The 13,170-nt window shown below is 69.3% G+C and carries 13 protein-coding genes and 1 pseudogene; 7 read left to right on the top strand and 7 right to left on the bottom strand.

The features are described from left to right. Positions 1-50: 50 nt before the first annotated feature. Positions 51-1,220, bottom strand: coding sequence for an MFS transporter (locus AC0B44_RS12780; RefSeq protein ID WP_471903234.1), 1,170 nt, complete (start codon positions 1,218-1,220; stop codon positions 51-53). Next, positions 1,217-2,116 (bottom strand): PAC2 family protein, encoded by a 900-nt coding sequence (locus AC0B44_RS12775; protein ID WP_471903233.1) that lies wholly within the window; start codon positions 2,114-2,116, stop codon positions 1,217-1,219. The genes AC0B44_RS12780 and AC0B44_RS12775 overlap by 4 nt, the downstream gene beginning before the upstream one ends. Before the next feature lie 51 nt (positions 2,117-2,167). On the opposite strand from AC0B44_RS12775, the gene metH reads away from it, so the two are divergent. The 6 genes from metH to hisG all read left to right on the top strand — a co-directional run bounded on the left by metH (position 2,168) and on the right by hisG (position 9,483). Then, positions 2,168-5,737, top strand: coding sequence for a methionine synthase (gene metH / locus AC0B44_RS12770; protein ID WP_471903232.1), 3,570 nt, complete (start codon positions 2,168-2,170; stop codon positions 5,735-5,737). Continuing rightward, complete coding sequence (locus AC0B44_RS12765) at positions 5,730-6,449, top strand: HAD family hydrolase (protein ID WP_471903231.1); 720 nt, start codon at positions 5,730-5,732, stop codon at positions 6,447-6,449. The genes metH and AC0B44_RS12765 overlap by 8 nt, the downstream gene beginning before the upstream one ends. A 1-nt stretch (position 6,450) precedes the next feature. After that, complete coding sequence (trhO, locus tag AC0B44_RS12760; RefSeq protein ID WP_471903230.1) at positions 6,451-7,311, top strand: oxygen-dependent tRNA uridine(34) hydroxylase TrhO; 861 nt, start codon at positions 6,451-6,453, stop codon at positions 7,309-7,311. 1 nt (position 7,312) lies between these two features. Further along, positions 7,313-8,200, top strand: a complete 888-nt coding sequence (locus tag AC0B44_RS12755) for a pseudouridine synthase (RefSeq protein WP_471903229.1) — start codon at positions 7,313-7,315, stop codon at positions 8,198-8,200. A gap of 50 nt (positions 8,201-8,250) precedes the next feature. Then, positions 8,251-8,532, top strand: coding sequence for a phosphoribosyl-ATP diphosphatase (locus AC0B44_RS12750; RefSeq protein WP_206037218.1), 282 nt, complete (start codon positions 8,251-8,253; stop codon positions 8,530-8,532). A gap of 87 nt (positions 8,533-8,619) precedes the next feature. Further along, complete coding sequence (gene hisG, locus AC0B44_RS12745) at positions 8,620-9,483, top strand: ATP phosphoribosyltransferase (protein WP_471903228.1); 864 nt, start codon at positions 8,620-8,622, stop codon at positions 9,481-9,483. Positions 9,484-9,546: 63 nt separating this feature from the next. Here the strand turns inward: hisG and AC0B44_RS12740 are convergent, their stop codons facing one another. Next, positions 9,547-10,374, bottom strand: coding sequence for a thioesterase family protein (locus tag AC0B44_RS12740; protein ID WP_471903227.1), 828 nt, complete (start codon positions 10,372-10,374; stop codon positions 9,547-9,549). 260 nt (positions 10,375-10,634) lie between these two features. On the opposite strand from AC0B44_RS12740, the gene AC0B44_RS12735 reads away from it, so the two are divergent. Next, positions 10,635-11,486: a tRNA (adenine-N1)-methyltransferase gene (locus tag AC0B44_RS12735; protein ID WP_471903226.1), complete on the top strand. Its 852-nt coding sequence runs from the start codon at positions 10,635-10,637 to the stop codon at positions 11,484-11,486. 54 nt (positions 11,487-11,540) lie between these two features. Here the strand turns inward: AC0B44_RS12735 and AC0B44_RS12730 are convergent, their stop codons facing one another. The 4 genes and pseudogenes from AC0B44_RS12730 to AC0B44_RS12715 form a co-directional block, all read right to left on the bottom strand. Next, a complete protein-coding gene (locus tag AC0B44_RS12730) occupies positions 11,541-11,699 on the bottom strand; it encodes a hypothetical protein (RefSeq protein ID WP_471903261.1) in 159 nt (52 codons plus the stop codon). A 6-nt stretch (positions 11,700-11,705) separates the two neighbouring features. Next, positions 11,706-11,989 (bottom strand): annotated as a pseudogene (locus tag AC0B44_RS12725) (SgcJ/EcaC family oxidoreductase); the annotation flags it as partial. Between the two features lie 50 nt (positions 11,990-12,039). Then, positions 12,040-12,558, bottom strand: a complete 519-nt coding sequence (locus AC0B44_RS12720; protein WP_471903225.1) for a MarR family winged helix-turn-helix transcriptional regulator — start codon at positions 12,556-12,558, stop codon at positions 12,040-12,042. Between the two features lie 81 nt (positions 12,559-12,639). Further along, positions 12,640-13,131, bottom strand: a complete 492-nt coding sequence (locus AC0B44_RS12715; RefSeq protein ID WP_378604128.1) for an MTB12 C-terminal domain-containing protein — start codon at positions 13,129-13,131, stop codon at positions 12,640-12,642. Between the last annotated feature and the right edge of the window lie 39 nt (positions 13,132-13,170).

The following is a 13,170-nucleotide window of genomic DNA, read 5'->3' as shown; positions in this document are numbered from 1 at the left end:
AGGGTCGACCGCGCCGATGACCGATCGGATGCACGGGCGTTACAAGGCGATCAGGAAGATCTCACTCGCTCGGTGTCGCCGTTGTCAGGTCTCGGTGGTGCGGGGATCGCGAGCGGGGTGACGACGGCGAGCAGTACCGCGGGGACGAGGAATGCGGCGGTCGGATCGGCCGAGTACACCGGGGTGAGCGCGAGGGGCGCGAAGGCGCCACCGCCGAACCGGAAGGCCTGCACCACCGAGACCGCCCCACCGCGGTTGGCTCCGGGGGCACCGAGCACGGCGGCGTTGACTCCGACGAGCACGCATTGCGAGGCGATTCCCGCCAGGAACCACGCGACCGCGACGACCGCGAGGTTGGGCGCCGTGCCGATGGTCACCACGAGGGCGGCGCCGGTGAGAGCGCCGATGAGGACGGTGCGCCGTGCGCCGATCCGGTCGACGAGGACGCCGACACGACGGGCGGTGAGGATGCCGGCGAGGCCGAGGAGGGTCAGCAGCGCTCCGCGTCCCGACGGGTCGAGGCCGAATACGTCTTCGGCGCGGAAGGCGAGCAGGAAGTTGAGGCCGCCGATGGCGCCCCAGCCGAGCAGCGCCACGATGCCGATCCGGATGATGCGGGGACGCAGCGCGTCGCGCAGTCGCGCACGATCGGTGGGGGAGTCGGCGCTGTCGGGAGTGTCGGGCAGCCCGACGCAGGCGAGCGCGAATGCAACCGCGGCGAGGACCACGAACGCCCATCGCCAGTCGATTTCGGCGGCGAGCCCACCGACGAGCGGTGCGAAGGTCAGTCCGGCGGCCTGGAGGGCGCCGAAGAGGCCGAGTGCGCGGCCGAGGCGGTCTTTCGGGGTCAGTGCCGCCAGCGCGGCAAGCAGCAGCGGTGTGGTGAACGCGTTGGCGGCGCCTTGCAGCATGCGGGCACCGAGCAGCACGGTCAGGGTGGGCGCCAGTGCGGCGGCGAGTGAGACGGTGGCGTAGGCGAGGTAGGCGAAGCGCACGGTGCGGGCCTGCCCCCAGCGGGCGCCGAGAGTGCCGGAAAACAGCATGACCGCGGCGAACACGCCGAGGTAGGCGGTCACGGAGGTGGCGGCGGTGGCCGCCGTGACTCCGAGGTCGGCGCCCATCTCGGGGAGCATCGAGACGACGACGCTGCCGCCGAACGGGCCGAGGAAACCTCCGGTGTAGAGCGCCGCGCGCGGGAGTGCCGCGCGCAGGGCGCTCACTGCGCGAGTCCGCCGGGACCGCGTCGGCGCAGGTACCGCTCGAATTCGGCGGCGATGGCGTCGCCGTCGATGTTGGAGATGTCGTCGGTGATGTCGGATTCGGCTTCGGCGTCGCCGCGCTCTTCGAGTCCGCGGACGTAGTCGGCGACATCTTCGTCGTCGTCGGTCATCTCGGTGACGGCCTGTTCCCATTCTTCGGCGAGAACGGGCAGCTCACCAAGGGGGACTTCGACGTCGAGGATGTCTTCGAGGCGGCGGAGCAGTTCGACGGTCGCCTTGGGATTCGGTGGGTGGGAGACGTAGTGGGGGACGGCGGCCCAGAAGGACACCGCGGGGATGCCCGCGCGGACGCAGGCGTCCTGGAGGACGCCGGTGATGCCGGTGGGTCCTTCGTAGCGGGACTTCTCCAGGTTGAATCGTTTGGCGGCTTCCGCGCTGTAGGCGGTGCCGGTCACGGGCACGGGGCGGGTGTGCGGGGTGTCGGCGAGCAACGCGCCGAGCAGGATGACGGTGTGGACGCCGATGTCGTCGATCAGTTCGATGATGGCGTCGCAGAAGCTGCGCCAGCGCATGTTGGGTTCGATGCCGCGGAGCAGCACGATGTCGCGGTCGCTGCCGGGCAGCGCGCAGACGGACAGGCGGGTGGCGGGCCAGTCGAGTTCGCGGCTGACGCCGTCGACGAGCCGGACCTGGGGGCGGTTGACCTGATAGTCGTAGTAGTCCTCGGAGTCCAGTTCGGCGAAGGGTTCGGCGTCCCAGATCAGTTCGAGGTGTTCGACGGCTCCGCTGGCGGCGTCGCCGGCATCGTTCCATCCTTCGAACGCGGCAACGAGCACCGGATCGCGGAGGACGGGTACGTCCTGGTCCGGGGTGTCGGAATTCTCGCGTGCACTCACTCGTCCAGCCTACGACCCGGGTCGGTTCGTCTGCCCACTAGTCTGGTGGGTATGTCCACCCCATTGCACTCTGTCTTGCTCGATGCGTTGAAGCGGCGCGTTGTCATCGGAGACGGGGCGATGGGCACGATGTTGCAGGCCGCGGATCTCTCGCTCGACGATTTCCGCGGCTTGGAGGGGTGCAACGAGATTCTGAACGAGTCTCGGCCGGATGTGATCCGTGAGATCCATCGGGCGTATTTCGAGGCCGGCGCAGATGTGGTCTCGACGAACACCTTCGGCTGCAACCTGCCCAATCTCGCCGACTACGACATCGCCGACCGCATCCGTGACCTGTCCGAACGTGGCGCTCGCCTGGCCCGCGAGGTGGCCGACGAGATGGGCCCGAGCGCAGACGGTATGCCGCGGATGGTGATCGGGTCGATGGGCCCGGGTACCAAGCTGCCGACGCTGGGGCATGCGCCCTATGCGGCACTGCGCGATGCCTATTCGGAGGCGGCGCTCGGCATGATCGACGGTGGTGCCGACGCGATTCTGGTGGAGACCTGCCAGGACTTGTTGCAGGCCAAGGCCGCGATCGTGGGCAGTCAGCTCGCGATGGAGCAGGCAGGTCGCCGGCTGCCGATCGTGACCCACGTCACGGTCGAGACGACGGGCACGATGCTGCTCGGTTCCGAGATCGGCGCGGCACTGACCGCGCTCGAGCCGCTGGGCATCGATCTGATCGGGCTCAACTGCGCGACCGGTCCGGCGGAGATGAGTGAGCACCTGCGTTACCTGACGCAGCACGCGCGGATCCCGGTGTCGGTGATGCCGAATGCGGGACTGCCGGTGCTGGGCCCGAACGGGGCGGAGTATCCGCTCGGTCCGGAGGAGCTGGCGTCGGCGCTGGCCGGGTTCGTCGGCGAGTACGGGCTGTCGTTCGTCGGCGGGTGCTGTGGCACGACTCCCGAGCATGTCCGGCAGGTCGCCGCGGCGGTGCGCGAGGTTACACCGGGGACGCGCAACCCGGTGCCGGAGCCGGGCGTGTCGTCGTTGTACACGGCGGTGCCGTTCGAGCAGGACGCGTCGATCCTGATGGTCGGGGAGCGCACCAACACGAACGGGTCGAAGGCGTTCCGTGAGGCGATGCTCGCCGCCGACTGGCAGAAGTGCCTGGACATCGCGAAGGATCAGATCCGCGACGGTGCCCACATGCTCGATCTGAACGTGGACTACGTCGGCCGCGACGGTGCGGCGGACATGGCCGAACTGGCGTCCCGGTTCGCGACCGCCTCCACGCTGCCGATCATGATCGACTCGACGGAACCGGCGGTAATCCAGGCGGGCCTCGAGCATCTCGGTGGCCGGTGCGCGGTGAACTCGGTGAACTACGAGGACGGTGACGGTCCCGGGTCGCGGTTCCAGCGGATCATGCAGCTGGTCGTGACGCACGGCGCGGCCGTGGTGGCGTTGACGATCGACGAGGAAGGCCAGGCCCGGACCGCGGAGCACAAGGTGCGGATCGCGGAACGTCTGATCACCGACCTGACGGAGAACTGGGGGCTCGCGCCGGAGGACATCATCGTCGACGCGCTGACGTTCCCGATTTCGACGGGTCAGGAGGAGGTGCGGCGCGACGCGATCGAGACGATCGAGGCGATCCGTCAGCTCCACAGCCGGCATCCGAAGATCCATTTCACCCTCGGTATCTCGAATGTGTCGTTCGGTCTGAATCCGGCGGCCCGGCAGGTGCTCAACTCGGTGTTCCTGAACGAGTGCACCGAGGCCGGTCTGGATACCGCGATCGTGCACGCGTCGAAGATCCTGCCGATGGCGCGCATTCCGGAGGAGCAGCGGCAGGTCGCGCTGGATCTGGTGTACGACCGCCGCCGCGACGGCTACGACCCGTTGCAGAAGCTGATGGAGTTGTTCGAGGGCGTGTCGGCGGCGTCGGCGCGGGAGTCGCGGGCGCAGGAACTGGCGGCGCTGCCGCTGTTCGAGCGGCTCGAGCGGCGCATCGTCGACGGCGAGCGCAACGGACTCGAAGACGATCTGACCGAGGCGATGACCACCACCCCGCCGTTGGCGATCATCAACGACACGTTGCTGTCGGGGATGAAGACGGTCGGTGAGCTGTTCGGGTCGGGGCAGATGCAGTTGCCGTTCGTGTTGCAGTCCGCCGAGGTGATGAAGACGGCGGTGGCGTTCCTCGAACCGCACATGGAGTCCACCGGCGCGGACGGCAAGGGCCGGATCGTGCTGGCGACCGTCAAGGGCGATGTGCACGACATCGGGAAGAACCTCGTCGACATCATCTTGTCGAACAACGGCTACGAGGTGGTCAACCTTGGGATCAAGCAGCCCATCGCGACGATTCTCGACGCGGCGGTCGACAAGCGGGCCGACGTGATCGGCATGTCGGGTCTGCTGGTGAAGTCGACCGTGGTGATGAAGGAGAACCTCGAGGAACTCAACGCCCGCGGGGTGGCGGATCAGTTCCCGGTGATGCTCGGCGGTGCGGCGCTGACCCGCAGTTACGTGGAGAACGATCTCGCGGAGGTCTACGACGGCCAGGTGTCGTACGCGCGGGATGCGTTCGAGGGCTTGTCGCTGATGGACAAGGTGATGGTCGTGAAGCGGGGCGAGGCCCCGGCACCGGACAGCCCGGAGGCCCTCGAAGCGGCACGCAAGGCCGCCGAGCGCAAGGAACGCCACGAGCGCAGCAAGCGGATCGCGGAGAAGCGCAAGGCCGCGGAGGCGCCGGTGGAGGTGCCCGCGCGCAGCGACGTCGCAGCCGATCTTCCGGTGCCGACCCCGCCGTTCTGGGGGACCAGGGTGGTCAAGGGCATCCCGCTGGCCGACTATGCGTCGCTGATCGACGAGCGGGCGCTGTTCCTCGGACAGTGGGGGCTGCGCGGGCAGCGCGGCGGAGAGGGCCCGAGCTACGAGGAGTTGGTGGAGACCGAGGGCCGGCCCCGGTTGCGGTACTGGCTGGACCGGTTGGCGACCGAGGGAATCCTGCAGCACGCCGCCGTGGTGTACGGCTACTTCCCGGCCGTGTCGGAGGGCGACGACGTGGTCGTGCTCACCGAGCCGCGCCCGGACGCGCCGGAGCGCTACCGGTTCACGTTCCCGCGGCAGCAGCGGTCCCGCTTCCTGTGCATCGCCGACTTCGTGCGGTCGCGCGAGGATGCGCTGGCGTCGGGCCAGGTCGATGTGTGGCCCTTCCAGTTGGTGACGATGGGGCAGCCGATCGCCGATTTCGCGAACGAGTTGTTCGCGGCGGACGCCTACCGCGACTATCTGGAGGTGCACGGGATCGGCGTGCAGCTGACCGAGGCGCTGGCGGAGTACTGGCATCGCCGGGTCCGGCAGGAGTTGGCGTTCGCCGGCGGCGGGACGGCCGCCGACGAGGATCCCGACGAGATCGCCGAGTACTTCAAGCTCGCGTACCGCGGGGCCCGGTTCGCGTTCGGATACGGCGCGTGCCCGAACCTCGAGGACCGCATCAAGCTCGTCGAGTTGCTCGAGCCCGAACGTATCGGCGTGGAGTTGTCGGAGGAATTGCAGTTGCATCCCGAGCAGTCCACCGACGCGTTCGTGCTGCACCACCCGGAGGCCAAGTATTTCAATGTCTGAGTTGTCGATCTCTGATCAACTCGAATCCCGGTGCGCCGCACCTACCGAATTGCGGGCGGTGCTGTGGGACATGGACGGCACCCTGCTCGAATCGGAGCAGTTGTGGGACATCGGGATGCGGGAGTTGTCGCTGCATCTCGGCGGGCCCATGAGTGAGGAGACCCGACGCTCGACGATCGGCGGGCCGCTCGACCTGTCGGTGTGGCGGGCGTTCGCCGGTCTCGGGCTCGACCCGACGCCCGACGAGCAGACCGCCGCCGAGGACTGGCTCAACGCCTACATGGCGGGGTTGTTCGCGCAGGGTTTGCGGTGGCGTCCCGGCGCGCAGGCGGCACTCGATGCGGTACGGGCGGCGGGTCTGGGACAGGTGTTGGTGACCAACACCGGCCGCCGGTTGTGCGATGTCGCCCTCGAAACGCTGGGCCGGGACCGGTTCGATCACACCGTGTGCGGCGACGAGGTGCCGGCGGGCAAACCCGATCCGGCGCCGTACCGGCGGGCCGCGGAACTGCTCGGCCTCGATCCGGCGCAGTGCCTGGCCATCGAGGATTCGCCGACCGGCGCGACCTCCGCGGAGGCCGCGGGATGCGCGGTGCTGGTGGTGCCGTCGCTGGTGGACGTGCCGGGCTCACCGCGCCGGGTGTTCCGGTCCACGCTCGAGGGCCTGACGGTGGCGGACCTGCGAGAGTTGCACGGGTCGGGGGCGCACTGACATGGCGGTGCCCAAGATCGTGTTGTTCTACGCGTTCACCCCGTTGCCGGACCCGGAGGCGATCCGGTTGTGGCAGCACACCCTCGCGTCGTCGCTGGGGCTGACCGGCCGGATCCTGATTTCCGAGCACGGCATCAACGGCACCGTCGGCGGGGACATCGCCGCCGTGAAGAAGTACGTGCGCGGACTGCGCAGCTACGCCGCCTTCAAAGACACCGACGTCAAATGGTCCGACGGCACCGGGAACGATTTCCCGCGCCTGTCGGTGAAGGTGCGCCCGGAGATCGTCACGTTCGGGGTGCCCGGCGAGGTGAAGGTCGACGAGCACGGCGTGGTCGGAGGCGGGACACCGTTGTCGCCGCGCGCCGTGCACGACCTGGTGTCCGAGCGCGGCGACGAGGTCGTCTTCTTCGACGGCCGCAACCGGTTCGAGGCGGAGATCGGCCGATTCCGGGACGCGGTGGTGCCCGACGTGGAGACCACCCGCGATTTCGTCGCCGAACTCGACAGCGGCCGCTACGACCATCTCAAGTCGCGACCGGTCGTGACGTACTGCACCGGTGGGGTGCGATGCGAGGTGCTGTCGGCGTTGATGCGCAACCGCGGGTTCGAGGAGGTCTACCAACTCGACGGCGGGATCGTGCGCTACGGCGAGACGTTCGGCGACGAGGGCCTGTGGGAAGGGTCGCTGTACGTGTTCGACAGTCGCATGAATGTCGAATTCAGCCCGGCCGCAACAGTGTTGGGTCGGTGCACCGAATGCGGCACCCCGACCTCGCGGTACCGCAATCATCCCGATCTCGACGGCCGCGACCTGACGTTGGTGTGCGAAGGGTGCGTCCCGGATCCTGTCGGGTCCTGACATGCGGGGAGCACCGCTGCCGGTGCGGGACGGGCTCGGCCCGGACCGGCTGCGCATGCCCGCCGACGCGGACGCCGCGACGATCGTGGAGTTCTTGCAGTCCCGGCATCCCGACGAGGACTGGAACGCCCACATGAGCGCCGGTGAACTCGTCGACGAGCACGGCCGGCGCGTAGATGCCGAGACCCGCTATCAGCCGGCCCGGTTCGTGTACTTCTACCGCGAGCCGCCGCCGGAGGTACCGGTGCCGTTCCCGGTGGAGGTGCTGCACCGCGACGAGCGGCTGGTCGTGGTGGACAAACCGCATTTCCTGGCGACGATTCCGCGGGGCACGCACATCCGGGAAACGGTGGTGGTGCGGCTCCGGCGGGAGTTGGAGTTGCCGCATCTGGTGCCGGTGCACCGGCTGGACCGGATGACCGCGGGGGTGCTGCTGTGCACCACCGACCCGCGGTGGCGGCGGCCCTACCAGGAACTGTTCGAGCGGCAACTGGTGACCAAGGAATACGAGGCGGTCGCGGGGTTCCACCCGGACCTCGAGTTCCCGCAGGTGGTGCGCACCCGCATCGACAAGCAGCACGGGGAACTCACAGCGGTGCAGAGTTTCACCGCACCCAACTCCGAGACCCGGATCGAATTGCTCGAGCGGCGCGGCGACCGCGCCCGGTACCGGCTGCACCCGCGGACGGGACGCACCCACCAGTTGCGGCTGCACCTGACGGCGCTGGGGATCCCGATCGTGGGCGACAACTTCTATCCGGTGTTCCGGCGCCGCGACCCCGACGACTTCACCGAACCGCTCCGGCTGCTGGCGCGCACGCTCGAGTTCCCGGACCCGATCAGCGGTGCGGCGCAGCGGTTCGTGAGCCGCCGCAACCTCGGCTGGTGAGGGGCGCTCGGGCAGCGGTGGTGTCCTGAATTCGGGGCGTCCGGCGCGGCATGAAACAATCAACACCTGTGAAGACCTTCGATTCCCTGTTCGCCGAGCTGTCCGAACGTGCTGTGACCCGTCCCGAGGGGTCCGGCACCGTCGCCGCCCTGGACGCCGGTGTCCACGCGCAGGGCAAGAAGGTGATCGAGGAGGCCGGCGAGGTGTGGATCGCCGCCGAGTACCAATCCGACGAGGAGCTCTCCGAGGAGATCTCACAGTTGCTGTACTGGGTACAGGTTCTGATGGTGGGGCGCGGTCTGAAGCTCGAGGACGTCTACAAGCATCTGTGACGGCCGGCGGCCCCCACCGGGGGTAGCTGCCGTCCGTGCCCGTAGACCACTTCGATTCTTCCCTCCCTCCCCGAAAGGACGTCTCTCATGCTGCGCGTCGCAGTTCCCAACAAGGGTTCGCTGTCCGAATCCGCCGCCGAAATCCTGCAGGAGGCCGGCTACCGGCGCCGCACGGATTCGCGGGATCTGACGGTCATCGACCCGGTCAACGACGTCGAATTCTTCTTCCTGCGTCCCAAGGACATCGCGATCTATGTCGGCTCGGGGGAACTGGATCTGGGGATCACCGGCCGCGACCTGGCGCTCGATTCGGGTGCGCCCGTCGCCGAACGGCTCTCTTTGGGCTTCGGCCGGTCCTCGTTCCGATACGCCGCCCCCAAGGGCCGGGACTGGACGGTGCAGGACCTGCACGGACTGCGCATCGCCACGTCGTACCCGAACCTGGTGCGCCGCGACCTCGAGGCCCGCGGTCTCGACGCGACCGTGATCCGGCTCGACGGCGCGGTGGAGATCTCCATCCAGCTGGGCGTCGCCGATGCGATCGCCGACGTGGTCGGGTCCGGCCGCACGCTGCGCCAGCACGACCTGGTCGCGTTCGGTGACTCGCTGTGCGATTCGGAAGGCGTGCTCATAGAGCGGGAGGGTTCCGACCGCGCCGATCGGGCCCGCAACCAGCTGATCGCCCGCCTCGAGGGCGTGGTCTTCGCACAGCAGTACGTGATGCTCGACTACGACTGCCCCAAGCACCTGCTCGAGCAGGCCGTCGAGGTCACCCCGGGCCTCGAGTCGCCGACCATCTCCCCGCTGGCGAACGATTCGTCCGTGGCGGTGCGGGCGATGGTGCCGCGCAAGGGCCACAACGCGGTGATGGATCGTCTCGCCGAGATCGGGGCGCACGCGATCCTGGCGTCGAACATCCGCTCGTGCCGGGCGATGCGCGCCGCCGAGTAGCTCGGTCACCCGAACTACCGGCGGGACACATCCCGTCTTCTCGTCTCAGGTGCGGTCCCGCAATCAGCGGGGCCGCACCTGCACGTTCTGGGCGATGCGGCCCAGTGCGCCGGCTTCGTCGTAGAGCACCCCGGCGGTCATCCCCACCCCGTCGGGGCCGACGGACGTCTCCGCGGAGATCCCCACCCAGGTCGGATCCGGTGCCCGGAACAGGTGCACGGTCAGTTCGGTGTTCAGGAACAGCCACTCGGTCGGGTCGAGCTTGGATCCGACCCCATTGGCGACGTCGGCGACGGTCATCAGCCGGTCGAGGCCGGTCGGGGTTTCGCCCTCCACCAGCGGCAGGGCCGAGCACACCCACGCTGCGGACGGGCCCGGCACCCCGAATTCGGTGACGACACGCCATTCGAGGGTGGAGATGAACCCGCCCGACCAGGCCGGATGCCCGACCGAACCCGCGGGCACGGTGTCGACCGGCGGCAGCGGTGGTTCGGAGGTGCGCGCCACGTTCGGCAGATCGACGGTTTCGAGCCGCCATCCGCTGCCGCGGGCGACAGCGCGAGAGGTGCCGTCGGCGGTGGTCGCCCACAGTTCGGCGACGAGCAGTTCGATTTTGCGGCCGGGTCGCTCGATGCGGGTGCGGACCTCGATGTCGGTGAGCGGCACCGGGCCGAGCAGGTCGACGGTGACGCGGGTCAGCCGGGTGCCCGGGCGGGGGCGGTGCCGTTCGAGGGCGCGGGCGAGGAGCGCGGACGGAGGTGCGCCGTGCTGCAGGTCCGGTCCCCAGGTGCTGACGGTGTGTTCCGTCGGCCGGAATCGTTCGATGCTCACGGCGGGGTCGGCGCCGGGGTCGTGGGGGACGGGGACGGGCACGTAATACGCGGCGCTCACTGCGGGGACTCCTCGAGATGACGGGACGAAACGACGCCCGGTGCGAAAACCGGACGCCGGACTCGATGATGGCAGTCGCGGTGCCGCGCGCCACACGGCGGGTGTGTCGCCGTGGCTCGGGGTGCGGTCGGCGGCGGCAGTCGATGGGGGGCGTGTCGGCCCCCGGGCCCCGACCTGGCACGCTAGAGAGTCGGGACCGGCACGACGCGGGACCTGCGCGCCGAGGCCGGCGCGGTGAACGGACGAAGGTGGACACGGTGATGGCAGAAGGCGGACTCGGGCGCAGCGGACCCTTCCAGGTCGGGGACCGGGTGCAGTTGACCGACGCCAAGGGCCGGAAGTACACCGTGGTGCTCGAAGAGGGCAAGGAGTTCCACACCCATCGCGGCGGAATCGTGCACGACGCGCTGATCGGCACGGACGAAGGCTCGGTGGTGACGTCGACGAACGGCACCCCGTATCTCGCGTTGCGGCCGCTGCTGGTCGATTACGTGCTGTCGATGCCGCGCGGCGCCCAGGTGATCTATCCCAAGGACGCGGCCCAGATCGTGCACGAGGGCGACGTGTTCCCCGGTGCGCGGGTCCTCGAAGCGGGCGCCGGGTCCGGGGCCCTGACGTGTTCGCTGCTGCGCGCGGTCGGCCCCGAGGGCAAGGTGATCTCCTACGAGGTGCGCGACGATCACGCGGTGCATGCGGTGCGCAATGTGGAGACGTTCTTCGGGGAGCGGCCCGCGAACTGGGATCTGACGATCGGGGACGTCGCCGACTACGACCTCGAGGCGCACGGCCCGGTGGACCGGGTGGTGCTGGACATGCTCGCGCCGTGGGATGCGCTGCCGGCGGTGGCGAATGCACTGGTGCCCGGCGGGGTGTTGATCGTGTACGTGGCGACCGTGACGCAGTTGTCGAAGGTGGTCGAGGCGATGCGGGAGCAGACGTGCTGGACCGAACCCCGGTCGTGGGAGTCGATCGTGCGTGGCTGGCACGTGGTGGGGCTGGCGGTGCGGCCGGAGCACCGGATGCAGGGACACACCGCGTTCCTGGTGTCGGCACGCAAGCTCGCCGCGGGCACCGTCACCCCGAAGCCGCAGCGCCGGGCCGGCAAGGGCTGACCCTGCGGCGTCCGGGCGCGGCCGAGCCGACAGCCAGGTCGGCTGCAGCCGTACTCAACGCTCGTCGAGGTGGTGACCGATCCCGAGAGCCCGGGCAACCGCCGTCATCGCCCGGGACATCCGGGACGGCATGGAACCCGGCTCCGGGATGCCGACCGGTCTGACCCGCCCGTTGTGCAGCGCGGCGATCCGCCAGGCGCCGTCCTCCTTCACCGCGACGAGCGTCTGGCGCGAAAGCCGCCGCTTCGGCAAGTGGGCCCGCCAGGGCATGAGCACGGAGCCGGTCGCGTGCAGGAGCGCGACGTCGGGACTCAGGTAACGGATCGACTCGACGCGGCCGACAAGTGCGGAGCCGCTCAGGACGCCCCTGAACAGCCGTCGTGGTTGTCGACCATGTCCTGCCGACCGCGCGCGTGAGTGCCGTCGTAGGAGACGTAGTCGCTGTCCTCGGTGAAGCACGCCCCGTAGGCGACCGCGTCGCCTGCTGTCCAGGCGGCGCACATCCGGTCGAACAGTTCGTTCAGCCTCGCATCCGCAGTTCGGGTGACGACCGTCATCGGGCTTCCTCCTTCGCTTGTCGCGGGTGGGTGGGCCCGGCGCGGCCTGCGCCTCGGAGGAGCGCAAGGCCACGGAGGCGGGTCGTGCGCTCCTCGAGCTCATCGGTCGCCCGGGACAGAAAGGTCAGCACTGCGTCGACCTGGTCCGGGGTCATGCCGTCCGTGAGGCGGCCGAGAGCCGGGCCGTTGTCCTCGAAGACGGCAACGAGCTCCGCGACCCGCTCCGGGACGGGCGTCAGGAGTTGCCGTCGTCCGTCGGTGGGGTCCGGACGGCGGCGCACGAAGCCGGCCGACTCCAATCGGTTGACGACTCCGGTGACGGCGCCCGTGGTGAGCCCGGTCATCGCGGCAAGGCGGCTGCCGGTGAGCTCGCCGTGCTGGAGCAGCAGGTCGAGGCACTTGTGGTCGGAGGGCCCGAGCCCGAGCCGCTCGGCCATCGCATGGTGATACAGCACCGTGGCCGTGCTGTGCCGGCGCGTCAACTGCGCCGGGTCTGCGTCGGTCCGTCGAGCCATCCATCTCACCTATTCGCTTAGAATCTAAGCGAATAGCTTTACTGCCTCCGATCGGTCTGTCAACCCCACAGGCAGCCGTACTCAGCTGCAGGTGATGCGGCCCATTTCCAGGATCGAGCAGGCGGCGTCGTCGTCGAGGACCCAGCGGCCGTCGTCGGTGAGGCTGAACTGAAGGGGCATGGGGGCGCCGCCGTGCGGTCCGGCGACCTCGGTGTCCGCGGTGACGGTGTCATCGTCGACGACGGTGACCTCGCCGACGGTGCCGGTGAGCGGGTAGCCGGCGAGCACGCCGGTGAACTGGTCGAGTTCGGTGCGGTGCTCGTCGCCGTCCTCGACGACGGCGACGCGGTCGTCGGTGCTCGCGGCGGGGTCGAAGAACACGTCCACCGACTGCTGCAGGACCGCGGCGTCGACCGGGGCCGCGGCGGCAGTGGTCGCGGTGGTGGTGCTCGTGCTCGTGGCTGTGGTGGCGGTGGTGTCGGTGGTGTCGGTATCCGACGACGAATCGGAGCAGGCGGGCAGCAGTGCCAGGGCGGCCACGGCAGCGGCGGTCCACAGGGTGCGGGTGGTCACGGGGGAGGGTCCTTTCCGGACACGGGGCAAAAAAAGATA

Source organism: Rhodococcus sp. NPDC019050 (assembly GCF_055664235.1).
The sequence above is the reverse complement of the archived record's forward strand: the minus strand, read 5'-3'. Positions and strand labels throughout refer to the sequence as shown.

Excerpts from the sequence above, each read along its gene's own strand:
- hisG (WP_471903228.1), top strand. The coding sequence starts at position 8,620 with ATGCTGCGCGTCGCAGTTCCCAACAAGGGTTCGCTGTCCGAATCCGCC.
- AC0B44_RS12735 (WP_471903226.1), top strand. The coding sequence starts at position 10,635 with ATGGCAGAAGGCGGACTCGGGCGCAGCGGACCCTTCCAGGTCGGGGAC.
- metH (WP_471903232.1), top strand. The coding sequence starts at position 2,168 with ATGTCCACCCCATTGCACTCTGTCTTGCTCGATGCGTTGAAGCGGCGC.
- AC0B44_RS12765 (WP_471903231.1), top strand. The coding sequence starts at position 5,730 with ATGTCTGAGTTGTCGATCTCTGATCAACTCGAATCCCGGTGCGCCGCA.
- trhO (WP_471903230.1), top strand. The coding sequence starts at position 6,451 with ATGGCGGTGCCCAAGATCGTGTTGTTCTACGCGTTCACCCCGTTGCCG.
- AC0B44_RS12750 (WP_206037218.1), top strand. The coding sequence starts at position 8,251 with ATGAAACAATCAACACCTGTGAAGACCTTCGATTCCCTGTTCGCCGAG.
- AC0B44_RS12720 (WP_471903225.1), bottom strand. The coding sequence starts at position 12,558 with ATGGCTCGACGGACCGACGCAGACCCGGCGCAGTTGACGCGCCGGCAC.
- AC0B44_RS12755 (WP_471903229.1), top strand. The coding sequence starts at position 7,313 with ATGCGGGGAGCACCGCTGCCGGTGCGGGACGGGCTCGGCCCGGACCGG.